We start from the raw sequence: 22,022 nt of genomic DNA on the forward strand, positions 1-22,022 counted from the left end.
CCCCGCCCGGCTCGGCCAGGCGGTCAGCGGGCGAGCGAGGCGGCGTCGCCCAGGACGGCGACGGGATGATCCCCGGGATCGAGTGCGCGCAGCAACTCCTTCATATGGGCCTTGGAGAGGCTGATGCAGGCATGGGTGGGGCCGCCGTGGTCGACGTGGATCCATATCCCCCCACCGCGGCCTTCTCCCAGCGGCTTGGTGCCGTCCATCGGTGACGTTCCGGGCTGCCGGTTGTAGTTGAGGGCGATGACATAGTCGAAGGAGCCGGCCAACGGTTCCCCTTCGAAGCCGGTGCCGCTGACCGAGAAGGCAGCGGACCGGTGATAGGGAAGCCTGGTGCCGGGATCGGCCAGCCGACCGCCGGCGTCGGTGAGTCCGAACACCCCTATGGGACTGTGCAGATCACCCACGTAGTGCTTGTCCGTCCAGCCCTCGTAGCCGTTGTGCGCGGCCCACACCTCCCCGCGACGCCAGCCGCCGTCGACCCGCCGCCAGAGCACGACCTGCGAGGACGACGACTTCTTGTCGGCACCCGTCACGACGACGACCTGCCGGGCGGCAGCCGGGACGCGCGCCAGCGTCTTCGGGCCGAGCCCCGGCAGCCGGGCGGGGAGCTGCGGGCGCGATTGAACCGTCGCCGACGGAGCAGCGGACGCGGGCACTGGCTCCTCGGCCGCCTGCTCGGTGCTCGTGGCCCGGACACGAGCCGCGTGGGAGTCGCCCTCGGCCAGGTGGTGGTAGGTGGTGATCCCCAGTGCGGAGACGACGAGGACCGCGGTCGTTGAAAGGTAGGGCCTGTGCAGGCGCATGGGTATCGGCCTTCCCGGGAGGTTCGAGCTGCCCCGGGGCGGGGCTTGGAGTGCTGGCGGACGCCACGAGTTGTACGGTGCGCCGGATCAGTTCCGGGCGTCCTTCGGCACGGTGATCTGGCGTTCGCCCCAGCCCATACGGCTGGTCGCCTGGTAGTTGACCGCCGTACCCGTCTTGAGACCCGCCGCCTTCGCCCTGGCCGAGGGCTCGACGAGCAGGAGTTCGTCACTGAGCATGTCCCCGGTGGACGGGTCGATGACCAGGCGCTGCTTCGTCGTCCCGAGTGCCGTCCGGTACGTACCGGGAAACTCGACGGCCACCCCTGCACGCCCCAGCGGGTCGGCGACATGACCGACCACCCGGACGCCGGGAAGGCCGGCCATCACCCGGTATGCCGCTGCCCGGACCTCGGGCTTCACGGGCATCGTGACGAGGTTGCCCGCCTGACGCAGCATCCAGGTACTGCGGCCCGAGGTGCCGCCGTCGGCGCCGTTGTCCTGTGCGTACAACTCCTCCAGACAACGGCGCAGTTCACCGCTGGTGGAGGGCAGTGCCCGCAGGTCCTTGTACGTGACGTTGTCCGGGCCGACGGCATAGATCTTGCCACCGAGGTCGGTGCGCATGACCGTCGGCCGCCCGGCCCCCATGGTGAAGGCGACCTGGTGCGTCCCGCTCTGCTGCCCGACCTCGACCTGGACCGTGTGCGGCGAGCCCACGGCCTTCCACACCGCCTCGTCCGCCGCGGTCCGGGGCTCGACCTCGGAATCCAGACCGGACACCATCAGGCTCTTCGTCCCCGGCCGCACCCCCACCGACCAGTCCTCGGTCGACGCGCTGCGCACGGCGAAGAACCGCCCGCTCACCTCGGCGACATCCACGTACCGCGCCAGCGTGGTGGTCTGCCAGTACGTCCCCTCGGCGGGCGCGGCCTCCGCCTTCCTCGCCGCGCTGAGCAGTTCGACATGACCATCGACCGGAGTCTCGGCCGTGCCGCTGGGCGCCTGCGCCGCAGGCGGAGCGGCCGGTGCCTGCCGGTCGAAGGTGCCCACGGACACCACCACGGACGCCGCCACCGCCACCAGCGCAACCGTCCCCAGCGGACGGAAACGCATCGACCGACGCGCCGCACGACCGTCCACCGGCTCGGCGACGATACGTACGAGGTCCCGCCGCTGCCGCGCCGGGTCGGTCAACCGCGCCGGGTCCAGCTCATCGGGCCGCGCGTCCGCGAGCACCTGCATGACGTCGGCTCGCTTCGATCGATCCTGTGGGTTCTTCACGCGGGTGCTCCTTCGCTGTGCGGTCGGGTGATGCCTACGGCGCGCGCGGGCGCCGCCTCGCAGGGGTCAGCCGTCTGTGCCGCCTCCAGGGCCTTCTCCAGGCGCCGGCGCGCACGGTAGAGACGGACGGCGAGTGCTGCGCCGGTGCACTTGAGGACCTGGGCGGCCTCCTTCGTGCTCAGGCCGTGCCAGGCGACCAGGGTCAGCAACTCCCGGTCGCTCTCCGACAGACCCGCGAGGGCCTGGAGCGCGACATGCCGGTCGGTGACCATCGCCGCAACGTCCCCGGCCCGGTCCTGGGCGCCCTGGGCGACGCGCTGTGCTTCCTCGGCGGCGAGGAGGTACCGCAGAGCGTCCCGGCGGCGCATCTCCCGCACCAGATTGCGGGCCACCCCCAGGAGCCACGGCAGGCCCGGGTGAGGGACGTCGTCGTGGATGCGGCGCCAGGCAACGGTGAACGTCTCGCTGGTGATGTCCTCGCCCACCTGACGTCCCACCAGACTGGTGGCGTAGGCGAGGACCCGCGGGTAGCACTCCTCGTAGACGTCGTGGAAGCGCTCGGCAGGCGTCACGAGCACCCCCTCATCTCGGCTTTCATACCTGGAAATGTGTGCAGCGGCCCGGTTCTTACAGGCGCGGGAGAAAAACCTGTGTGATCGCCATCACACACATGTCTTCCGGTGCCCGGCACTGTTCACCACCGGGTGAACCCCGCGTCGCCTCTGCCTCGTTGTCGTCGATGTAGGGCACATCCGCCGCCCGGCGAAGAAGCTCGGCCGTTCCCCTCCTGCGAGGTTCTCCTGCACCCCCAGAACAACGCGTCAGCGCCCGCCTGTCGGACGGCGCCCGCAGACCCCGGGGATCGTACGGTCCCGTCCGCCCTCCCCGACCGTGCATGCCCCCGCTGCGGATCCCCGGGCATCCACCGAGGCCCCAGCGCCCATCCGGGCATTCTCACGATGCAGTGCCCGCACGAGGGATGCGGCTGGCGCTCGGACCGCGAGGTATGACGCCTGACACGACCTAGCGCCCGCCCCGGATGCCGCGTCCTGACCAGGGATCGGCAGCCCGAGTCAGGATTCGCCGGCCCGGGCCGCGGACGCGGCGGCGAGAGCCTTCAACGCGGGCCAGTCCACCCGTGGCTGACGCAGGTCGCGCTTGCTGAGATAGGCGTTCGTCGCACGACGGGCATTACGCAGTGTGCGAGCGCCGCCGCCTCCTGACGGCTCGACGACACGGTGCGGCACCAGCAGCCAGCCGCCATCGCCGGACCGCCGCAACTCGCCCCGCACCAGCGCGTTGTACAGACCGGCGAGCCGGTCGTCGTGGCGGTGCACGAGCAAAGACGCCGGACCGGCCACCACTTCGCAGTCACCGGCGGTCTCCACCACGAACCCCTCCGGCGTCGCCCGGACCGGCGTCCGCATGAGCAAGGGAGCACCAGAAGCGTCCCGGGCACCGAGGACGGCGGTGGAAAAGCGCGCGAGAATGTCGGCGCCGGGCAGGGAAGACCCCGTGTCCGCGGCGGCGCGCAGGCCGGCGGACAGGGGCGGGCGGACGGTCACGGCCGTGGGGGTGACGGTGATCAGCAGCCGCAGGTAGTACCAGTCCATGAGCCAACGTGCGGGCAGGTCCACATACCGTCGGCTGTCGGGCTGGCGGTCGAAGAGCATCGACCAGTACGCCTCATTGCCGGACGGTGAGGTGACGATCTCCTCCGGGCAGACCGCCGTACCGGAGAGGAACACCTGCTCAGCACCGTCCAAGCCGCTGCCGGTGGGATCGGAGAAGAGCAGGGCGACCCTGCCGTCGCGACGCACGTTGAGGGCCTTCTGGGCGAAGGCGATCGACGTGGTGACGAGAAACGTGTCGTCCTCGAGACGAAGCGTCGCCGTCGGCCAGACGATCGGCGTGCCGTCCCGCGCGAGGGTGGCGAACTCACAGGTCCGATAGGCGTCGACAATCTTGGCGAACGCCGAGTCCAGTGGCATCGGATACACGACCTGTCTGTGTCGAAGGGGACGAAGAGAGGCAGGCATGTCGGACCGGCCCGGTCGACAGGCAGCCTCCAGCACTGAAACGGCGGCGACTCCACCTCAGGTTCACGGACGACCGGATGAGCCTCCTGCCCGCTGACGTACGAACTTGAGTCATTTGACGGTTACGAGGGCGCATGCCCCGATACAAATCTGTAGGCGCGAAACCCAGTTCGGGGGCGCCACCCGTCGCCCCACAACCCATCCGAGAGGGACACCCAATGCCGTTCATCACCGTGGGCCAGGAGAACACGACAGACATCGAGCTGTACTACGAGGACCACGGGACCGGACAGCCCGTCGTCCTCATCCACGGTTTCCCGCTCGACGGACACTCGTGGGAGAAACAGTCCGCAGCGCTCCTGGCCGCCGGCCACCGCGTCATCACCTACGACCGCCGCGGCTTCGGCCGCTCCAGCCAGCCCACCGTCGGCTACGACTACGACACCTTCGCCGCCGACCTCAACACCGTGCTGGAGAAGCTGGACCTGCGCGACGCCGTTCTCGTCGGCTTCTCCATGGGTACCGGCGAGGTGGGCCGCTACCTCGGCACCTACGGATCCGCGCGCATCGCCAAGGCGGCCTTCCTCGGCTCCCTCGAACCGTGCCTGGTCAAGAGCGACGACAACCCGGGCGGTGCGGCACCCGCGGAGTTCTTCCAGGGCGTCTCCGACGCGGTCAAGGCCGACCGGTACGCCTACTACACCTCGTTCTTCCAGGACTTCTTCAACCTCGACGAGAACCTGGGCACACGCATCAGCGACGAAGCCGTACGCAACAGCTGGAACGTGGCCGCGAGCGGCGGCGCCCACGCGGCCGCCGCCGCGCCCCTCACCTGGGGCACCGACTTCCGCCAGGACATCCCCAAGATCGACGTACCGACGCTCATCCTGCACGGCACGGGCGACCGGATCCTCCCGGTCGAATCCACCGCCCGCCTCTTCCACCAGGCCCTGCCCTCCGCCGACTACGTGGAGATCGAGGGCGCGCCGCACGGCCTCCTGTGGACCCACGCGGACGACGTGAACCGGGCGCTGCTGGAGTTCCTCGCCAAGTGACTTGCACCTCGGGCTGAAGCCCGAGGATTCCGGCCTTCTCCACCGGTTGCTGTGCCGCTGCGCGGCACGGTGTCCGGTCGGGAATCCGTGGCTTCCTGTTTCTGCACGCTGTGCCGGAACGGGTTCTGGTCTTACCGGCGCTCCGCAGGCTGACACCGCCAGTCCGGCGGCCGTTTTGATGTTGAGTGCGGCGTTGGCAGGTCCGCGCCTACGACCTGCTGCGGGTGGTCGACCCGGTGGACGACACCTACCGGCGGCAGATGAACCGGCAGCTCACCGTGCAGGAGTCCCGCCACAAGCTCGCCCGGGACGTGTGCCACGGCAAGCGCGGAACCATCCACCAGGCGTACCGGGACGGAATGGAGGACCAGCCCGGTGCGCTCGGCTTGGTCCTCAACGCCATCGTGCTCTGGACCACGAAGTACATCGACGCCGCCGTCGCCCAGCTCCGCGCCGAAGGCCACGAGATCCGGGACGAGGACATCGCCCGCTTGTCCCCGCTCAAGCACCGCAACCTCAACCGGCTCGGCCGCTACAGCTCCACCGCCTCGACCCCGGCCCCCGGCGCCCTGCGGCCGCTGCGCGACCCGGACACGCCGGAGCTGGACGAGGACGACAACGGGGAGGAGTGAGTCCCAGCCGTGGCTGGGACTGGGTCGTGCCGGCGAACCGGTGCAGGGCGGGGCGGTGCGGCGACTGCTCGGCTGCTGCGCTGGTCAGGCCGGGGCGGTGTTCTGCCAGCCGTGTTCGAGGAGGTCGAAGGCGGCGTTGAGGGCCGCGGCACTGTCGGGGTGGGTGCGGGCGATACGGGGTGCTTCGAGGGCGAAGCGGGCGAGGGCAGTGCTGGCGGGGTCGTCGGCGGGAAGGCCGCTCTCCTCGGCGATGACCTGGGCCAGGGGGGCGGTGTTCTCCAGCCAGGTGTGGTGCTGATAGTCGAGCAGTACCGGGGTGCTGGTCACCAGGTTGAGGAAGGCGTTGATGTCGGCGTCGTCTCCGTGGGTGAGCAGGCGGTAGCTCAGGGCGTGCTCGCGCAGGGCTGCGGGGACGGACTGCCCTTCCGGGCGGTTGCGTACGGCGTCGAGCTGGTGGGCCTTCATCTCGTCCTGCTGGTCGAAGACGAGCGCTTCCTTGCCCGAGAAGTGCTTGAAGAGCGTGGTGGTGGACACGTCCGCGGCGTCGGCGATCTCGCGGATGCCGACATCGTCGTAGCCGCGCTCCAGGAACAGGCGCAGGGCTGCGTCGGCGATCGCCTGTCGAGTGGCGGCCTTTTTGCGCTCACGGCGGCCCATCGGTGCGGGCGCTGCTTCTCGGTCGTCGGGCATGCACCCAATCTACACCTTTAGTGGCACGGTCAAAAAAGTTGAACCGTTGCACTTATGGATCGGTTGTGCTTCTCTGGTGTGGCGGGCTCCTCGTCCTGCCCCGCCCCTCTGAGCGCCCCCCTTGCCTCCGGAAGGAGTGATCCGTCATGCCCGCAACCGTCCCGGCGACGGCCGCCGAGCCGTCCGCGACGCCCAAGAACGTGCGCTGGGTGATGCTCGGCGTCATGCTCGCGATGCTGCTGTCGATGCTCGACAACATGGTCGTCAGCACCGCCATGCCGACCGTCGTGGCCGAGCTCGGCGGCCTGGAGCACATCTCCTGGGTCGTCACCGCGTACACCCTCGTCACCGCAGTCACCACACCGATCTGGGGCAAGCTCGGCGACCTCGTCGGCCGCAAGTCCACCTACCTGACCTCGATAGCCGTCTTCATCGCCGGGTCCGCCCTGTGCGGCGCGGCCGAGTCCATGGGCCAGCTGATCGCCTTCCGCGTGATCCAGGCCGTCGGAGCCGGCGGCATCGGAGCCGGGGCGTTCGCCCTGATCGGCGCACTCGTCCCCCCGCGCGAGCGCGGCAAGTACCAGGGCATGACGGCCGCCGTCATGGCGATCGGCACCGTCGGCGGCCCGCTGTTCGGCGGGTTCGTCACCGGCCACTTCGACTGGCGCTGGGCCTTCTACATCAACCTGCCCATCGGCCTGCTCGCCCTGGTGTGGCTGGGCTGGAAGCTGCACGTGCCCGTCCAGCGCCGCAAGGTCGTCTTCGACTGGCCCGGCATCGCCACGCTCACCGTCTCCATCTGCGCGCTGGTGCTGGCCGCGAGCTGGGCAGGCACCACCTACGCCTGGGCCTCCTGGCAGATCCTCGGCCTCGGCGCCGCGGCCGTGCTCGGCCTGGTGCTGTTCGTCCTCGCGGAGAAGCGGGCCGCCGAACCGCTGGTGCCCCTGACGGTGTTCACGAACCACCGCAACTTCCCGCTGGCGATGACCATCCTTCTTGCCGTCGGCGTGGTCACCTTCGGGGCGGGCCTGTACCTGCCGCTCTTCCAGCAGACGGTGCAGGGTGCCTCGGCGACCAACTCGGGCCTGCTGATGCTGCCCATGATGGTGCCGGTCCTGATCGTCTCGACCATCGCCGGCAAGGACGCTGACACCTCACGCCTGGTCACCAGCGCCTACATGGTCCTGGTCGGCATCGGCCTGGGCTTCGCCATGCAGATGGCAGGCACCATCGCCCAGAACAGCGTCTCCCTACGGGACATGGGCGCCGCCAGCAGCTCCATCAGCCTCTTCCGCACCCTGGGCGGCTCGCTCGGCGTCGCCGTCTTCGGCTCACTGTTCACCCGCGCCCTCCAGGGCACCGCCCCCACCGCGGGCGACGCCTACCTCCAGGCGGTCTCCACCGGTACCAGCCACGTCTTCCTGACCGCCGCGATCCTGTGCGCTCTCTCCGTCCTCGCCGCGCTCTTCGTGATCGAAGTGCCGCTGAAGAAGACCGGGCCAACGCCCGCCGCCGACAGGGCTGCCGCCACCGCCTGACCCCTCACTGCCACGTATCGCCGTCCGGCCTGTGCCGGACCACAGGAACGGAGCATCACCATGACCACCACCCCCACCCCCCGCATCGCCATCATCGGCGCCGGCCCCGGCGGACTGACCTGCGCCCGCATCCTCCAGCGCAACGGCATCGACGCCACCATCTACGACCTCGCCTCCGGCCCCGAGGACCGCAACCAGGGCGGCACCCTTGACCTTCACGAGGAAGACGGCCAGGCCGCGCTGAAGGAAGCCGGACTGCTGGAGGAGTTCACCCGCCTCGCCCGCCCCGAGGGCCAGGAGATGCGGCAGTTCGACGCCGCCGACGCAACCATCCGCTTCCACCACCGCCCCACCGAGGACCAGTTCTCCGCCCCCGAGATCGACCGCGGCCAGCTGCGCGATCTCCTGCTGAACTCCCTCACCCCCGGAACCGTCCACTGGGGCTGTGCCCTCCAGAGCATCGAAGGCCCCGATGACGGCCCGCGGCAGCTGCACTTCGCCGACGGCAGCGTCATCAAGGCCGACCTCGTCATCGGCGCCGACGGCGCCTGGTCCAAGGTCCGCCGCGTGCTCTCTTCCGCAACCCCCGAGCACGTCGGCATCAACTACCTCGAAGCCTGGTTCAACGACGTCGAGACGAAGCACCACTTCATCGCCGACTTCGTCGGCCAGGGCAGCGCCATGGCGGCCGACGGCGAGCGCTGCCTGTTCGCCCAGCGCAACAGCGGCGGCCACATCCGCGTCTACATCATCCAGACCGACCCCGCCGACTGGCCCACCCAGGCCGGACTGGACGACCAGGACACCGCACAGATCCGCGCCCTGCTCCTGGACCGCTACCGCGACTGGGCACCCAGCCTGCGCCGCCTCATCACCGACAACGACGGCCCGTACATCCACCGTCCCCTCCATGCCCTGCCGGTCCCGCACACCTGGGAGACCAACCCCACCGTCACCCTGCTCGGCGACGCCGCCCACCTCATGCCCCCGCTCGGAGTCGGCGTCAACCTCGCCATGCTCGACGCCAGCGAACTCGCCCTCGCCATCGCGGGCCACGACACCATCGCCGACGCCATCCGCGCCTACGAGAAGACCATGGTGCCCCGCTCCCACGAGATGCAGGCTGCCCTCGACGGCGCCGCCACCGGACTACTGTCGAACGAAACCTTCGACCCCAGCCAGCACGACGCCGGCTGAGCGCACACCTTGCGTTGAACAACTCCGGTGCCGCGGTCCTGCAACGACCGCGGCACCGGGGTTGTACCGCATCTGCCGTTACGCGCACACCCGTCCTGTCACCAAACGATCGTTTGACGACAGGCAGCCGGGGCGTCCAATGAACCCGTGCAATCCAAGGGTTCGCAGCGGCTCGAATCCCATCAGATCCGATGGTGATTACTGACAGGGTTTGACGACAGACAGGGTCCGATCCTCCGTACGGAAAGGGCCCCACGGTGGCGAACCGAGGACCCGGGCACCTCCAGCCGCCTCCACCCGCTCCAGCGTCCGAAGTTCGGCGAGCTGCTGACGTACGCGCGGCCGGGCGACACCGTGCACATCTCCGAGATGTTCCGCCTCGTGCGCGGCAACCAGCACATCCTCGACGTGCTCGACGTCCTGCACCGCGACCGTCTCGCCCTGCGCATCCACGACGGCGCGTTCTCCGCCATGGACCTCACCGCCCGCCACCCGCGCACCGGCGAGCTGCTGTCCACCGTGAAGTTCATGGTGCAGACCCTCGCCGCCGGCGAACTCCAGCGCGACCTCCAGCGCGAGCTGACCTACGACGGACTGCGCGCCGCCGAGGCCAAGGGCGCCAAGGGCGGGCGCCACCCCGCCGTCGCGGCCGCGACAGCCGCCGACGTGCGCACCGCGTACCTCGAAGGCCGCTCCATCGCCGCCCTCACCCGCGACCACCGGGTCAGCCGCGGCGCGATCCGCACCGCCGTCGCCGACCTCCTGCCCGAGCACACCGCCAGCGAGGAGGACGCCCCCGCCCCAGAGCTACCGGTCGCGCTCGACATGCCGGGCAAGGTCGCCGACTACCTCCGCACCACCGAGCTGAAGCCCGCCGATCGGGCCGCGCTCAACCAGGGGGTGGCCGTACGACGCGGCCAGGGCTACACCCTGCGCGTGACGGCCGTCCCCGCTGTGCACCGCCAGCTCCTTGCGTGCTGCCAGCCGCTCGACGGCGCCCAGGGCATCCCCGCAGTCCCGGCCCAGCGCAAGGCCCGCCGCGAGTACGAGATACCGGGTCAGCGCGCTCACACCCTGACCATGATCGTTCTCAGCGCCAATCGCTGTACCGATGTTCCCCGAGGCCGGATGTCGCCCTTCTGGTGGCCCGTACGCGCGCCGCTCCGCACCTGCGCCGGGCCCGCATGTTCGACGAGGGCGGACGGGGACTGCTGCTGGTCGCCCAGCTCACTCGGCGTTGGGGCACGCGGCAGAGCGGCAGGGGGAAGACGATCCGGGCCGAACAGAGCCGAGAGACGACTTCACGCACGTGGCTAGACCCACTCCCGCTTTCAGGCTAATCATAGGAGCAACCTGAAAGAGCCCACCGAGTGGGTTCCCCGGGTGATGAGCGTTCTGGCACAGACAGGAGCAACGATGCTCGGCGCGTGTTCGAGAAGGCAGACCCTGCAATTCCTCCTTGCCTCGGCGGTTGCGACAGGCTGCGGTTCCGCGGCCGGCGGCAGCGGATCGGCCGGTGGAGGCTCCGGCAGGAAGACGATCCGCCTCGCTGTACAGGAACAGAACTTTGCGACCATCCCCCTCACGCTGAGCCAGGATCTCGGCTTCATGCGGCAGGAGGGAACAGAGGTCGCGGTCACGATCGGGCGCAGCACCAGCGCCATGACGGCGGGCCTGATGGGAGGCTCCTTCGACCTGCAGATCGGCGGTTCGGAACTGGTGGTGGCGCGTCAACAGGGCGCACCCCTCATCGCCATCGACGGGATGTGCAACAGCCCGATCTGGAGCGTGGTGACCAAGCCCGGTATCACCGGGCTCGGGCAGTTGCGGGGCCGGACCATCGCCACGTCCGGGCCGAGCACGGTGTCGACCGTCGCACTGGTCGCCACCCTGAAGCGGCAGGGCCTGTCCCCCGATTCCTACCGGCAGATCACGGCGGGTGGTACGGCGGAACGTTTCACCGCCGTGCGCAACGGCCAGGCCGACGCCACCGTGGTCACCTCGCCGCTGGAATTCCAGGCGACCGCACAGGGCTTGCGCAACCTCGGCTCCCTCTACGACGACATGCCGCACTTCGTCTCCGGTTTCGTCGTCACGACGAAACCCTTCGCAAGCCAGCACGACGCCGCACTGGTCGCCTTCTCCCGGGGGTGGCTGCGCACGCTGCGCTGGATGCACGACCCGGCCAACAAACAGGAGCTCGTGCAACGCGTTTCCAAGATCCTCAAGACGCCGCAGCCCGTGATCCAGCAGGCGTACGGCTACTGGCTCACCGGAAAGCGGGCCCAGGGGCTGTTCCCGGCGGACGGCAGGATCGATCGCACCGCGCTGGACGGCGCGATCAAGGCCTTCGTCGACCACGGAGCCATGGACAAGGGCACCAGTGTCGACGGGTTCGTCGTCGACACCTACCTGGACCGAGCCACGGAGTCGCTATGACCGTCAGCCGACCCGCCGCCACACCACTACCCGCGGTCGCCCGCAGAACCCGCAAGCTGCGTCTGTCCGGCCGCCGAGGCGGCAGCCGTGCCGGGTTCTGGGTGGGCTCCGCCTCCGTCCTCGGCGGACTTCTCCTGTGGGAAGCCGCCACAAGGGTGTTCGAGGTGAACCCGCTGGTGCTCGCCTCACCCACTCAGATCGCCCACGCCTTCGCCGAGATGAGCTCCGGAGGTGAACTCACCGGGCATCTGACCACCAGCCTGCGGCAGTTCGCGGCCGGCTTTGTCATCGCCGGCGTTCTGGGCGTGCTGGCCGGCCTGTTGATGGGGCAGTTCCGCTACGTCCGTTATGCCACCGAGCCCTGGGTCCTGGCCCTCTACGCCACACCGAGCATCGGTCTGGCGCCGCTGTTCATCATCTGGCTCGGGTTCGGCTTCGCGGCCAAGGCCTTCATCGTGGTGTTGATGGCCTTCTTCCCGGTGGCCATCAACACCCTCTCCGGGGTGGAGAGTCTGGCCCGTGAGTGGAAGGACGTCGCCGCGTCGTACAAGGCCAACGCCTTCGAACGGTTCGTCAAGGTCGCCCTGCCCGGCGCCCTGCCGTACATCTTCACCGGTCTTCGGCTGGCCGTCGGCCGTGGCCTGGTCGGCATCGTGGTCGCGGACTTCTTCGGCGCGCAGAAGGGCCTGGGTTTTCTCATCCTGCAGGGCGCGCAGCAGTTCCGTACCGCCGATGTCTTCGTGGGCACCATCCTGCTGGCGGCTCTCGGCGTCGTCCTGACCGCCTTCCTGCGCACCGTGGAACGCAAGGCCTGCCCCTGGAGGACAGATGCGAGCTGACATGACCGCCGAGGCCGCGCGCACCGATACCGGCGCCGCCGGTCAGGGAGGAGCACGCCTGCTGCTGTCCGATGTGGGGATGGACTTCACCCAGCCCGCCTCGGGACAGAAGCTGACCGCACTCGAAGGCATCGACCTGGAGGTCCGCCCCGGGGAGTTCATCGCGATAGTCGGCCCGTCCGGGTGCGGGAAGACCACTTTGCTGCGGCTCATCGCCGGGATGACGGTGCCCACGGCCGGAGCGATCGCGGTCGGCGACAGTGCGGCGGCCAGCGCCCGTACCGGTTTCGTCTTCCAACAGGCCAGCCTCTACCCCTGGCGGACGGTGCTGCGCAATGTGGCCTTCGGGATGGAACTGCGCGCCCGCACACCGGACCGGCGCCAACGGTCCCGGCGCGCGGTGCGTCGCCACGCGCAGGACCTGATCCGGCTCGTCGGCCTCGAGGGGTTCGAGGACTACTACCCGCACCAGATCTCGGGAGGCATGCAACAGCGTGCCAACCTGGCCCGCGCCCTGGCCATCGCCCCCGAACTCCTCCTCATGGACGAGCCGTTCAGTGCCCTGGACGCGCAGACCAGGGAAGAACTGCAGATCGAGCTGCAGCGCATCGCCGTGCAGACGAACACCACCACTGTCTTCGTCACGCACGACATCGGCGAGGCGGTCTACCTCGCGGACCGGGTCGTCGTCCTCACCGGGCGGCCGGGCCGGGTCCGAGAAGTGCTCACCTGCCCCACGCCGCGGCCTCGTCCGTTGGCCTACCAGGTGTCGGACGAGTTCATGGCCCTGCGCAACACGGTCTGGGAGCTGGTTCATTCGACATAGCCCCTGCCGTGCACCGTTCGGTGCCCGCCGCGAACGTCCGCGGCGGGCACCGAACGGTGTTCAGGGGGCGATGTCGCGCCAGCGCACGGTCCGCTCGTAGACCGTGGGGAACTTCTCCTCCACATAGCGGCGGAACTCGCGCATGTGGCGGCGCATGGCCCAGCGGGCCCCTTCCGGATCGCCCGCCACGATGGCCTCGCCCACGGCTTCATGGGCCCGCAGTACGGCCTCGCGCCGCTCCCGGGGGTAGCTCACGCCCAGCGGCATGCCGTCGGTGATGGAGTGCAGCGAGGAGATGAGCAGGGCGAAGAGGCCGTTTCCGGCGGCGGTCGCCACGGCGGCGTGGAACCGGTCGTTCTCTGCCAGGAAGTTCTGCTCGTCGTCGAGGAACGCCCGCATCCCCTCGATCGAGTCCGTGATCTCGTCGGCGACGTCACCCCCGGAGGCGCCGGCGGCCAGGGCGGCCAGCTCCGGCTCCAGGATCTCGCGCGCCGACACCAGTTCCCGGAACGGCAGACCGCGCAGCTGGAGGAAGAGGCCCAGCACGCCCGCGAGGTCCTGGGCGTCGGGCTCGGAGACGATGGGGCCGCCCTGAGGGCCGGCCTTCACCGTGATCACGCCGTTCATCTCCAGGAAGCGCAGCGACTCACGCAGGGTGCCGCGTCCGGCCTCGAAACGCGCGAGCATGTCGCGTTCGCTGGCCATCTTCGTTCCGGGCGTGAGGCCGTCCAGGGTGATGTCATCGACGATCTGCTGGGCGATCAGCAGGGCCGCCTTCTGTGCCTTACGGCTCTGGGGCCGACGGCGAGGGGTTCGATTCCCTTCCGCGGCTCCGCTCGTGCCGGACACATCCTCGGCCATGTCGTCCACCCTTTCGCCCCTCCCGTACTGCTCCAAAAATGCGATTCATCCTATGCCAGGGCGATGATCCCCGGCGTCCGCGCAGGCCTGCAAGACGGCGCGAACGGGCCCGCGGCCGGGCGGTCTGCTCGCGGCAGCGGTTCGGCTCCAAGTGTAGCCAAGGATTAGGCGATTGATTATCCTAGTTAGGTAGGCCGCTGAGGGACACCGGACCCCCGAGGCCGGCCCGTACCAGCCAGAGCGGGGCGGGCCCTTTTCGGGACGCCGTGCCCTCTCACCACGGACTGCACGCAGGAAGGCAGCGACCCATGCACAGCACCGCACACCAGGGGGTGTCATGACCACTTCCCCGGACCACCAGGAACTGCGTCTCCACGTCAGGCAGATCCGCTGGGAAGCCGATGACGTCATCTCACTTCAGCTCAGCCGCGAGGACGGTGCGGAGCTGCCCCCCTGGCAGCCCGGGGCTCATCTGGAGGTGCGACTGCCTTCCGGGCTGCTCCGGCAGTACTCCCTGTGCGGCGACCCGCGGGACCGGCGCAGCTACACCATCGCCGTCCTGCGCGCCCAGCCCGGCCGGGGCGGCTCGGGGGAGATCCACGACACCGCTCTGGTCGGGCGGCAACTGTCCGTCCGCGGCCCGCGCAACCACTTCCCCCTCCAGCCGGCACCGTCCTACGTGTTCATCGCCGGCGGCATCGGCATCACCCCGATCCTCGCCATGGCACGCGAGGCGACCGTGCGCCGTGTGCCCTGGACGCTGCACTACGGCGGCCGGAGTGCCCGGTCCATGGCCTTCACCGGCGACATCGGCGCGCTCGCCCGCGAGGCCGGCGCCCCGGTCGCCGTGCTGCCCGAGGAGCACCACGGACTGCTGCCGCTGAACGACATCGTCGTGGCCGCCGACACCGGCGCGGCGGTCTACGCCTGCGGTCCCTCTCCGATGCTGGCGGCCCTGGACGAGGCCGTCGCACACCACCGGCCCGGCATCTCCCTGCACACCGAGCTGTTCACCGCGCCCGCCACCACCCCGGGTACCGCCCAGGAGGACGCACCCGACCGGCATGAGCGGGAGTTCACCGTGGTCCTGGCGCGGACCGGCGAGACGGTCGGCGTCAGCGACGGCACCACCATCCTGGAGGCGGTACGTCCGCTGCGCCCGGAAGTCCCCTTCTCCTGCGAGGAGGGCTTCTGCGGCACCTGCGACACCAAGGTCCTCGACGGCAGGCCCGTCCACCGGGACACCGTACTCACCGAGGCCGACCGTGCCTCCGGCAGCTCCATGATGATCTGCGTCGGAAGCTGCGCCTCCGACGAACTGGTCCTCGACCTGTGAACCGCCGCGGCCGCAGAAAGGCAAACCCGTGACCAGCTCCCTGGTGCACCTCCATCACCACGCCGGTCTGGCGGAGTTGGTGCTCAACGCACCCGAGCGCTCCAACGCCCTCGATCTCGACCTGGCGCGACAACTGCGCGACGCGACCGCCGAACTCGGCCGCATACCGGGACTGCGCACGGTCCTGCTGCGCGCCGAGGGCAAGAACTTCTGCGTCGGCGGAGACCTGCGCTCGTTCGCCGCCCAGGGCGAGCGGCTCGGCGACTACGTCGCGGCCGTGGCGGAGACCGCCCACGAGGCGCTGGAACATCTCAGTGCCCTGACCGTCCCCGTGGTGAGCGCCGTCCAGGGCGCCGTGGCAGGCGCCGGCGTGGGGCTCGCCTTCTGCGCCGACGTCGTCGTGGTGGCACGCTCCACCAGGATCCGGCTGGCCTACACCGCGGTGGGGCTCAGCCCGGACATGGGCAGCAGCTGGATCCTGCCGCGGCTGCTGGGGCCCCGACGCGCCCTTGAACTGGCCCTGACCAACCGGGTGCTGGGCGCCGAGGAAGCCGTCGCCTGGGGGATGGCCAGCCATGTCGTCGACGACGCCGACCTGAGCGCACACGCCCGCGACATCGTGAGCGCGCTGGCCGAGGCACCGGCAGAGGCCCTTGCCGTCACCAAACGCCTCTTCCGGCACCCCGAGGGCGCGGCGGCAAGCCTGCGTGACCAGCTCTCGCGTGAGAGCGAGCTCATCTCCTCCCTGGCATCCTCCGGTCACGCGCGGAGCGCCATCCAAGGCTTTGTGAGGCGCTGAGTGGGCCGCCACCCGCTCGCTGGTCACCCAGTTCCCGCTTCGGTAATGTGCAGGTAACCTGTATGATTTTTCGGGTGGCGCTGAATGACAACCCGTCGGCAAACCAAGCCCTGGAGCTCGTCCGCTCCATGGACCGTCTGCGCGGGCGCATCCGCTCGGAGACCGGCATGGGCGCCGGCCCCTGGAGTCGTAGCCAACTGGCGGCTCTGCACCGGGTGGTCCACGGACCACCCGCCACGACCAGCGACCTCGCCGCCGCCGAGTACATGCGCCCGCAGTCCATGTCCCAGACCCTTGCCGGGCTGGAGAAGCACGGCCTGGTCGCCCGCAGGCCCGATCCTGACGACGGCCGCCGCGTGCTGATCGTGGCCACCCCGCGCGGTCGGCAGGAATCGGAGCGCTGGCTCGAGGCGCGTGAGGCATGGCTGACGGCCGCGATCGACCAGACCCTGACCGGTGAGGAGCGCGAGGGCCTGACCGCGCTGGTGAAGATCCTGGAGCGCCTGGCCGACTCGGATGTCCCCTCGGTGGCACGCCGCGGCGCCGCGCGGGGTTCCGACGGGTGAGCAGGCGTCCATGAGCGACGACGAGGTGCCGGCCCCCGAACACTTTCGGGGGCCGGCACCTCGTCGTCGGGTGTTTCTCAGCTGTCCCGGCCCACGCCGAGAAGACGGAAGACCGAGAGAGCGTTCTCGGACAGAACAGCCTGCTTCTGCTTGTCGTCGAGGAAGTCGAAGCCCTCGATCACCGGGCGGATGTCGTCGAAGTCGCGGCCGGTCCGCGGATCGGGAGCACTGCCGCTGCCCGGCTTCTCCGTCCCGAAGAGCACACGGTCGTGTCCCACCGTCCGCAACAGCAGTTCCAGGGCCGGCGGATGGTGCAGGACGGTGTCGAACCACAGACGGCGCAGGCTGTCGTCGAAGGACTCCTGCAACACCTGCCCCTGACGCAGACGCTTGTGCGCCCGCGCCGCCCGCCACCTGCCGATCTGGTAAGGCACGGACCCGCCGCCGTGAGCGACGATGATCTTCAGTGTGGGGTAGCGCAGGAACACCTCCGAGTTCAGCAGCGACAGGATCGCGATGCTCTCCTCCGTGATGAAGTGCTCGCTGTAGGTCTCTCTGCCGTTCTGGCAGCCCCCTGAGTGGATGAGCGCGGGCACATCCAGTTCGACCAGCTTGTCGTAGAGCGGGTACCACCACTCGTCGCCCAGCGGCGCGACGTACCCGGTGCCCTCGGACGGATCCGGATTGAGGACGCACCCCACCATGCCGAACTCCGTGACGGCCCGCTCCAGCGCCGACGCCCACTGCTCGGGCGACTCGCCGTATGCCTGCGGCAGCCCCGCCACACCCGCCAGCCGGCCGGGGAACTGGGCAACCTGCCGGGCGATCGCGTCGTTGACGGCATCCGTCCACCAATGCACGATGCGGGCCGGCTGCGCGGAGTGCGCGCAGGAGAAGGGACGCGGAGATATCAGCTGAAGGTCGGTGCCGACGCTGTCCATCACCGACAGCGTGTGCTCCCCGTACTCCCGGAGCTGTGTGTCACTCACCCCGGCACCGAACTTGCCGTGCGCCCCTCGGGAGGACAGCAGGGAAGCCTGGTAGGCGTACAGCTCGGCCGGAGCGTTCAGGTGGGCATGGGCATCGATGATCATCATTTCTCCTTCGAAGCAGTGACGTACGAGGCGGTCGGCAGGGCCACTTGGTGCTTCAGGGGGACCGGCGCACCGGAGCGTGCGGACGTGTGGACCGCCAGACAGGTCTCCAACGTGGCCACACCCCACGCTCCGTCATGGACCGGCTGACGCCCTTGGAGCGCCGAACTCATCTCCTCCAGCACCGCGTCCCAGCCCGAGAGCCGACCGGCGACGGACTGCTCCCGCACTCCGGTCGCCTCGTGGATCACCAGTCCCGCCGGGGTCAGCCAGGCCGTGCCGTCACTGAAGGTGGCCACCAGGGTGCCGAACACGGGGGACACCTGTGGGACGGTGTCCCGGCCCGGCAGGGCGAAGTAGCGGTCCAGCGGCGGGCCCGGCTCGATGTCGACGGTGCCGAGCTCTCCCACCCCCCAGGTCAGCAGCCGGCTGTCGAAACCGCCCGTACCGCTGTAATAGGCGCTCGCCTGCGCACCGTCGGCGAAACCGACGCAGGCGGAGAAGCCACGCTCCCGACCCGCCGACCCGCCGAAGGTCATGGCGAAGACCTGGTCCGCGAGGCCGCCGCACACATAGCGCAGGATGTCGAACTGGTGGGCCCCCTGACGCAGCACCAGCCCGTTGCCCTGCGCCGCGTCCAGGTCGGCTGCCGAGCGTGGTCTGCGGTGCCAGTCCGTGTGGCAGACGGACGCCACGGACAGCAACGTACCGAGCCGACCCTGCTCCACCAGGTGGCGCAGGGCCCGCACCGGCGCGTCGCTGCTGTGGGTGGCCCCGACCAACAGCACCACACCGGCCCGCCGCGCGGCCTCGACCGTCTGCTGCGCCTCCTCCAGCGTCACCGCCAGGGGCTTCTCGCTGATGACGTGTTTGCCGTAGGCCGCGGCGGTCTCGACGGCCACACGGTGATGGGCCGTCGGGGACGCGACGTAGAGGACGTCGACGTCGCGTGCCGCGGCCAGTTCCTCGACACTCGCCCGGACCGGGCAGCCCGCGTCCCGGGCCGCAGCGGCCCTGACGTCCTCGCTGATGTCGGCGATGCCGGCCAGCCGGAAGCGGTCGGTGCGCTCGGTAGCGGCGGCCATCAGCCGGCCTGCCGCACCCCAGCCCACGATGCCCAGCCCCAGAGCGGTACTCATGCCAGTCCGTAGATGTCGAGCGTGGACTCCCCGGCCAGCAGGCGGGCCCTGACGGATTCCTCCTTCTGCTCGCGCTGCTCGGCGCGCGCGGTGACCTCTGCCAGGTCTGCGGGTGGGACGACCACGACTCCGTCGGCGTCCCCGACGACGATGTCCCCGGGCCGCACCGTCGTGCCGCCGATGATCAGCGTGCCTTGCAGTCCGCCCCGCGAGGCGTCCTTGCCCGTACCGCGCACGCACAGGCCGCGGGCGAAGACCGGCAGGCGCAGCCGCAACAGGTCGGCCGAGTCCCGGACACACCCGTCGATGACGAGGCCGCCCAGCCGGCGCTCCAGTGCGGCGTGGGTCATGATGTCGCCCCAGTAGCCGTACTCGAAACCGCCGTTGGCGCGGGCCACGAGGATGTCGCCGGGCTGTGCCGCGTAGATGGCGCGGTGCAGCCAGATGTTGTGGCCGGGCGCCAGGTCCACGGTGAAGACCCGCCCGCACACCCACCAGCTCCGGTCGAGCGGGCGGATCTGCGGGGGCAGCGGGGCTGCCCCCGCCTCGTGCAGGGTGGCCGTACCGAAGCCGTGCAGATCGAGCTCGGTCCCGGTCATGGCCGGCCGGCCGGGGTCTGGAGCCGGTGGTAGCCCATGGCGGCGCGGGCCGCGTCCAGGCGGGATCCGGCGGTGACGGACTGCCGGATACGGGCCTCGGCCTCGTCGATCTCGGCGGCGACGGCGAAGATCCGCTCGGCCTCGTCGGAGGCGAGGACGACGACACCGTCCGCGTCGCCCACGACGATGTCGCCCGGCGCGACCGTCACCCCGCCCAGCAGTACCGGGCGGCCGGTGTGGGCGAGGCGGACCCGGTCCTTACCGGTCTGCATGGACCGCCCCCGCGCGAAGACGGGGTAGTCGAGTTCCAGACTGGGCCGCACGTCGCGGCAGACACCGTCGATCACCGTGCCGCCGATGCCACGTGCGGCGGAGACGTAGGTGAGGATGTCGCCCCACACCGTGCAGTCCAGCCGGCCCTCGTTGTTCAGTACGACGATCTCGCCCGGGGCGACGTCGTCGATGTAGTCGCCGACCGTCCCTCCGCTGTCGTCGACGGGCTCGTACTGCCCGGTGAACGCCCGCCCGCACAGCCGCAGTCGGGTGTCGAACGGCACAATGCCCGGCACCGCACCCGGCAGACCGATCCGGTCCAGGGCGTCGGACAGGGTGGACGTGCCGATCTCCCGCAGTCGCTCGACGATGTCGTCAGTGCCCATGGAGCATCTCCTCGTAGTCACGGCCCAGCACCGTCGACGGCGGATCACCGCGCCGCAGCCCCTCGGCCATCAGTCGTTCCTTGGCCACCAGCCGCTCCGCATGCCGCAGCACCTCGTCGATCGCTGCGGCCGAGACGAAGGCCGCCCCGCTGGCGTCCGCGATGACCCAGTCGCCGTCCGCCACCGTCACGCCGCCGATCAGCACCGGCTCGCCGACGCTGTCCTCGACGTAGCGGCCGCGCGCGGTGAAGGGGACGGCCGTACGGGCCGACACCGGCAGTCCCAGCTCGCGGATCTCGTCGACGTCACGGCACGCGCCGTCGATGACGATGCCGCCGATGCCGAGCAGCCGGGCCGCCCGGGCGAGCAGACCGCCCCAGGTGGCGGAGACCGGGACGGCACCGGCATCGGCCTGTTCCACCACGATGACGTCGCCGGGACGGGCCCGTTCGATGGCCGCGGTGCCCAGGTGCCGCGCACTGGTGCGGCCCTGCGCCGGTACCGTCCGCATCGTGACGACACGGCCGGACATCCGGCTGCTCTCCCACACCGGCAGCACGCCCGCGACCGCGCCCGGCAGCCCGAGGGCGTCCAGCGCGTCGGAGACCACGCACACGTCGAGCGCGGCCAGCCGCTTCGCGTGGTCGCTCATGAGGCCTCCCCGTTCCACGTGAAGAACCCCATGCCGCAGCCCGAACCGGCGGTGGAGCGGTAGGCAGGGATGTAGTCGACGGTCCTGCCCGGCATGTCGTGCAGGGCGGCGCCCACGGTGATCCAGTTGCGGATCTCCGAGCTGCCCTCCATCAGCCCTTCCACCGGCAGCTGCGCCAGCGCGTCGTCGTCGTGCCGTTCCAGCGCTTCCAACAGCCCGCGGTCGAGCTTCTCGTCGATGATGGGATGGGTCAGTCCGCCGGAGGCGATCAGAGCGACCCGCTGGTCGGAGGGCCAGCTGTCGATCGCCGCCCGCAGCTCCCGGCCGATCTCCACACAGCGCCACGGGGTGGGCTGGTTGGGCGGGTAGTAGGTGTTGAGCATGATCGGTACGAGGGGCAGCCGGGGCAGGCCCTCGAACAGCCGCCGGTAGATGAAGGTGAAGGCGTGGCCCAGCGTCCGTCCGGCCGGCTGCTCGGTGAACTGCGCGGCGTCGATGCCCGACTCCACGAGCCGCTCCACCAGGTGCAGTCCGAGCCCGGGCTCGGTGCGATACGTGTCCACCTCGGCCGCGTGGTAGTAGCGGTAGGCCGACTCCATCGTGGCCGGATAGGCCGCCGCACCCGGCGGCCGGTCGTCGAGGGAAGTGCCCCAGAAGATCGACAGCGCGGGCATGATGTCGTCGAGGAACAGCTCACGCTGGTCGTCGCCGATCACCACGAGGACGTCCGGCCGCATCGCCAGCAGTTCCTGCCGTGTCTTCTCCAGGGCCCGCTGGCATGCCTCGTGGCGCGCGTTGATGACCCGCTCGTCCAGCTCGCCCGCCAACTCGCCGGACGTCCGGGTGGTGGGCGGCAGGCCCAACTCCGTGAGCCGGCCCTGCTCCAGGTCGCCGTGGGCACGCCAGCCGCCCGGTTCGATCGACAGCTGCGGGCTGTGGGAGACACCCGCACCGCCTACCAGAACTGCCATG

Annotated in this window: 22 protein-coding genes and 3 pseudogenes; 12 read left to right on the forward strand and 13 right to left on the reverse strand. The window is 70.2% G+C overall.

Annotated elements, in window-relative coordinates; genetic code table 11:
* Window positions 1-23 precede the first annotated feature (23 nt).
* From ACIHIX_RS43245 to ACIHIX_RS43260, 4 genes are all read right to left on the reverse strand, one after another.
* A complete protein-coding gene (locus ACIHIX_RS43245) occupies window positions 24-809 on the reverse strand; it encodes a L,D-transpeptidase family protein (protein WP_399966090.1) in 786 nt (261 codons plus the stop codon).
* Between the two features lie 87 nt (window positions 810-896).
* Window positions 897-2,090, reverse strand: coding sequence for a CU044_5270 family protein (locus ACIHIX_RS43250; RefSeq protein WP_399966091.1), 1,194 nt, complete (start codon window positions 2,088-2,090; stop codon window positions 897-899).
* A complete protein-coding gene (locus ACIHIX_RS43255) occupies window positions 2,087-2,662 on the reverse strand; it encodes an RNA polymerase sigma factor (protein ID WP_399966092.1) in 576 nt (191 codons plus the stop codon). Before ACIHIX_RS43255 ends, ACIHIX_RS43250 begins: the two co-directional genes overlap by 4 nt.
* A gap of 501 nt (window positions 2,663-3,163) precedes the next feature.
* Complete coding sequence (locus ACIHIX_RS43260) at window positions 3,164-4,081, reverse strand: pyridoxamine 5'-phosphate oxidase family protein (protein WP_399966094.1); 918 nt, start codon at window positions 4,079-4,081, stop codon at window positions 3,164-3,166.
* 266 nt (window positions 4,082-4,347) lie between these two features.
* Here ACIHIX_RS43260 and ACIHIX_RS43265 point away from each other — a divergent pair, with 266 nt between their 5' ends.
* Window positions 4,348-5,184, forward strand: coding sequence for an alpha/beta fold hydrolase (locus ACIHIX_RS43265; protein ID WP_399966095.1), 837 nt, complete (start codon window positions 4,348-4,350; stop codon window positions 5,182-5,184).
* A 215-nt stretch (window positions 5,185-5,399) separates the two neighbouring features.
* Window positions 5,400-5,816: pseudogene (locus ACIHIX_RS43270) on the forward strand (Tn3 family transposase); the annotation flags it as partial.
* Between the two features lie 84 nt (window positions 5,817-5,900).
* On the opposite strand, the gene ACIHIX_RS43275 reads toward ACIHIX_RS43270, so the two are convergent.
* On the reverse strand, window positions 5,901-6,506 hold the full coding sequence (locus ACIHIX_RS43275; protein ID WP_399966096.1) for a TetR/AcrR family transcriptional regulator: 606 nt from the start codon (window positions 6,504-6,506) through the stop codon (window positions 5,901-5,903).
* A 146-nt stretch (window positions 6,507-6,652) separates the two neighbouring features.
* Here ACIHIX_RS43275 and ACIHIX_RS43280 point away from each other — a divergent pair, with 146 nt between their 5' ends.
* The 3 genes and pseudogenes from ACIHIX_RS43280 to ACIHIX_RS43290 all read left to right on the forward strand — a co-directional run.
* Window positions 6,653-8,044, forward strand: coding sequence for an MDR family MFS transporter (locus ACIHIX_RS43280; protein ID WP_399966098.1), 1,392 nt, complete (start codon window positions 6,653-6,655; stop codon window positions 8,042-8,044).
* A 60-nt stretch (window positions 8,045-8,104) separates the two neighbouring features.
* Window positions 8,105-9,241, forward strand: coding sequence for an FAD-dependent oxidoreductase (locus ACIHIX_RS43285; protein ID WP_399966099.1), 1,137 nt, complete (start codon window positions 8,105-8,107; stop codon window positions 9,239-9,241).
* A 324-nt stretch (window positions 9,242-9,565) separates the two neighbouring features.
* Window positions 9,566-9,802, forward strand: a pseudogene (locus tag ACIHIX_RS43290) (recombinase family protein); the annotation flags it as partial.
* 246 nt (window positions 9,803-10,048) lie between these two features.
* Here the strand turns inward: ACIHIX_RS43290 and ACIHIX_RS43295 are convergent.
* Window positions 10,049-10,312: a hypothetical protein gene (locus ACIHIX_RS43295; protein WP_399966101.1), complete on the reverse strand. Its 264-nt coding sequence runs from the start codon at window positions 10,310-10,312 to the stop codon at window positions 10,049-10,051.
* A gap of 89 nt (window positions 10,313-10,401) precedes the next feature.
* Between ACIHIX_RS43295 and ACIHIX_RS43300 the strand changes: the two are divergent.
* The 4 genes and pseudogenes from ACIHIX_RS43300 to ACIHIX_RS43315 all read left to right on the forward strand — a co-directional run.
* A pseudogene (locus ACIHIX_RS43300) lies at window positions 10,402-10,581 on the forward strand (hypothetical protein); the annotation flags it as partial.
* A 76-nt stretch (window positions 10,582-10,657) separates the two neighbouring features.
* The gene (locus ACIHIX_RS43305; protein WP_399966102.1) at window positions 10,658-11,680 is read left to right on the forward strand and encodes an ABC transporter substrate-binding protein; all 1,023 of its coding nucleotides are present in this window, start codon (window positions 10,658-10,660) and stop codon (window positions 11,678-11,680) included.
* A complete protein-coding gene (locus tag ACIHIX_RS43310) occupies window positions 11,677-12,519 on the forward strand; it encodes an ABC transporter permease (RefSeq protein WP_399966103.1) in 843 nt (280 codons plus the stop codon). The genes ACIHIX_RS43305 and ACIHIX_RS43310 overlap by 4 nt, the downstream gene beginning before the upstream one ends.
* Window positions 12,509-13,345, forward strand: coding sequence for an ABC transporter ATP-binding protein (locus tag ACIHIX_RS43315; protein ID WP_399966104.1), 837 nt, complete (start codon window positions 12,509-12,511; stop codon window positions 13,343-13,345). Before ACIHIX_RS43310 ends, ACIHIX_RS43315 begins: the two co-directional genes overlap by 11 nt.
* Window positions 13,346-13,405: 60 nt before the next feature.
* Here ACIHIX_RS43315 and ACIHIX_RS43320 read toward each other — a convergent pair whose 3' ends face one another.
* Window positions 13,406-14,206 (reverse strand): FadR/GntR family transcriptional regulator, encoded by an 801-nt coding sequence (locus ACIHIX_RS43320; RefSeq protein WP_399966105.1) that lies wholly within the window; start codon window positions 14,204-14,206, stop codon window positions 13,406-13,408.
* A 337-nt stretch (window positions 14,207-14,543) separates the two neighbouring features.
* Here ACIHIX_RS43320 and ACIHIX_RS43325 point away from each other — a divergent pair, with 337 nt between their 5' ends.
* From ACIHIX_RS43325 to ACIHIX_RS43335, 3 genes are all read left to right on the forward strand, one after another.
* Window positions 14,544-15,542: a PDR/VanB family oxidoreductase gene (locus ACIHIX_RS43325; RefSeq protein ID WP_399966106.1), complete on the forward strand. Its 999-nt coding sequence runs from the start codon at window positions 14,544-14,546 to the stop codon at window positions 15,540-15,542.
* A gap of 28 nt (window positions 15,543-15,570) precedes the next feature.
* Complete coding sequence (locus ACIHIX_RS43330; RefSeq protein WP_399966107.1) at window positions 15,571-16,341, forward strand: enoyl-CoA hydratase/isomerase family protein; 771 nt, start codon at window positions 15,571-15,573, stop codon at window positions 16,339-16,341.
* A 74-nt stretch (window positions 16,342-16,415) separates the two neighbouring features.
* The gene (locus ACIHIX_RS43335) at window positions 16,416-16,907 is read left to right on the forward strand and encodes a MarR family winged helix-turn-helix transcriptional regulator (RefSeq protein ID WP_399966108.1); all 492 of its coding nucleotides are present in this window, start codon (window positions 16,416-16,418) and stop codon (window positions 16,905-16,907) included.
* A gap of 77 nt (window positions 16,908-16,984) precedes the next feature.
* Here the strand turns inward: ACIHIX_RS43335 and ACIHIX_RS43340 are convergent, their stop codons facing one another.
* The 6 genes from ACIHIX_RS43340 to ACIHIX_RS43365 are packed head-to-tail and all read right to left on the reverse strand — an operon-like array spanning window position 16,985 to window position 22,021.
* Window positions 16,985-18,001: an amidohydrolase family protein gene (locus tag ACIHIX_RS43340; RefSeq protein ID WP_399966109.1), complete on the reverse strand. Its 1,017-nt coding sequence runs from the start codon at window positions 17,999-18,001 to the stop codon at window positions 16,985-16,987.
* A complete protein-coding gene (locus ACIHIX_RS43345) occupies window positions 18,001-19,140 on the reverse strand; it encodes a Gfo/Idh/MocA family protein (RefSeq protein WP_399966110.1) in 1,140 nt (379 codons plus the stop codon). The genes ACIHIX_RS43340 and ACIHIX_RS43345 overlap by 1 nt, the downstream gene beginning before the upstream one ends.
* Window positions 19,137-19,739 (reverse strand): RraA family protein, encoded by a 603-nt coding sequence (locus tag ACIHIX_RS43350; protein ID WP_399966111.1) that lies wholly within the window; start codon window positions 19,737-19,739, stop codon window positions 19,137-19,139. Before ACIHIX_RS43350 ends, ACIHIX_RS43345 begins: the two co-directional genes overlap by 4 nt.
* Window positions 19,736-20,398, reverse strand: a complete 663-nt coding sequence (locus ACIHIX_RS43355) for an RraA family protein (protein WP_399966112.1) — start codon at window positions 20,396-20,398, stop codon at window positions 19,736-19,738. The genes ACIHIX_RS43350 and ACIHIX_RS43355 overlap by 4 nt, the downstream gene beginning before the upstream one ends.
* On the reverse strand, window positions 20,388-21,050 hold the full coding sequence (locus ACIHIX_RS43360; protein ID WP_399966113.1) for an RraA family protein: 663 nt from the start codon (window positions 21,048-21,050) through the stop codon (window positions 20,388-20,390). Before ACIHIX_RS43360 ends, ACIHIX_RS43355 begins: the two co-directional genes overlap by 11 nt.
* A complete protein-coding gene (locus ACIHIX_RS43365) occupies window positions 21,047-22,021 on the reverse strand; it encodes a hypothetical protein (protein WP_399966114.1) in 975 nt (324 codons plus the stop codon). Before ACIHIX_RS43365 ends, ACIHIX_RS43360 begins: the two co-directional genes overlap by 4 nt.
* Between the last annotated feature and the right edge of the window lies 1 nt (window position 22,022).

This window comes from Streptomyces sp. NPDC051913 (genome assembly GCF_044593635.1).
In the GTDB taxonomy this organism is placed as follows: Bacteria; Actinomycetota; Actinomycetes; order Streptomycetales; family Streptomycetaceae; genus Streptomyces.

What these genes read in the sequence shown, in the direction of transcription:
- ACIHIX_RS43245 (WP_399966090.1), bottom strand. Translation starts at nt 809, where the DNA reads ATGCGCCTGCACAGGCCCTACCTTTCAACGACCGCGGTCCTCGTCGTC.
- ACIHIX_RS43260 (WP_399966094.1), bottom strand. Translation starts at nt 4,081, where the DNA reads ATGCCACTGGACTCGGCGTTCGCCAAGATTGTCGACGCCTATCGGACC.
- ACIHIX_RS43265 (WP_399966095.1), top strand. Translation starts at nt 4,348, where the DNA reads ATGCCGTTCATCACCGTGGGCCAGGAGAACACGACAGACATCGAGCTG.
- ACIHIX_RS43275 (WP_399966096.1), bottom strand. Translation starts at nt 6,506, where the DNA reads ATGCCCGACGACCGAGAAGCAGCGCCCGCACCGATGGGCCGCCGTGAG.
- ACIHIX_RS43280 (WP_399966098.1), top strand. Translation starts at nt 6,653, where the DNA reads ATGCCCGCAACCGTCCCGGCGACGGCCGCCGAGCCGTCCGCGACGCCC.
- ACIHIX_RS43285 (WP_399966099.1), top strand. Translation starts at nt 8,105, where the DNA reads ATGACCACCACCCCCACCCCCCGCATCGCCATCATCGGCGCCGGCCCC.
- ACIHIX_RS43305 (WP_399966102.1), top strand. Translation starts at nt 10,658, where the DNA reads ATGCTCGGCGCGTGTTCGAGAAGGCAGACCCTGCAATTCCTCCTTGCC.
- ACIHIX_RS43310 (WP_399966103.1), top strand. Translation starts at nt 11,677, where the DNA reads ATGACCGTCAGCCGACCCGCCGCCACACCACTACCCGCGGTCGCCCGC.
- ACIHIX_RS43315 (WP_399966104.1), top strand. Translation starts at nt 12,509, where the DNA reads ATGCGAGCTGACATGACCGCCGAGGCCGCGCGCACCGATACCGGCGCC.
- ACIHIX_RS43320 (WP_399966105.1), bottom strand. Translation starts at nt 14,206, where the DNA reads ATGGCCGAGGATGTGTCCGGCACGAGCGGAGCCGCGGAAGGGAATCGA.
- ACIHIX_RS43325 (WP_399966106.1), top strand. Translation starts at nt 14,544, where the DNA reads ATGACCACTTCCCCGGACCACCAGGAACTGCGTCTCCACGTCAGGCAG.
- ACIHIX_RS43340 (WP_399966109.1), bottom strand. Translation starts at nt 18,001, where the DNA reads ATGATCATCGATGCCCATGCCCACCTGAACGCTCCGGCCGAGCTGTAC.
- ACIHIX_RS43345 (WP_399966110.1), bottom strand. Translation starts at nt 19,140, where the DNA reads ATGAGTACCGCTCTGGGGCTGGGCATCGTGGGCTGGGGTGCGGCAGGC.
- ACIHIX_RS43350 (WP_399966111.1), bottom strand. Translation starts at nt 19,739, where the DNA reads ATGACCGGGACCGAGCTCGATCTGCACGGCTTCGGTACGGCCACCCTG.
- ACIHIX_RS43355 (WP_399966112.1), bottom strand. Translation starts at nt 20,398, where the DNA reads ATGGGCACTGACGACATCGTCGAGCGACTGCGGGAGATCGGCACGTCC.
- ACIHIX_RS43360 (WP_399966113.1), bottom strand. Translation starts at nt 21,050, where the DNA reads ATGAGCGACCACGCGAAGCGGCTGGCCGCGCTCGACGTGTGCGTGGTC.
- ACIHIX_RS43365 (WP_399966114.1), bottom strand. Translation starts at nt 22,021, where the DNA reads ATGGCAGTTCTGGTAGGCGGTGCGGGTGTCTCCCACAGCCCGCAGCTG.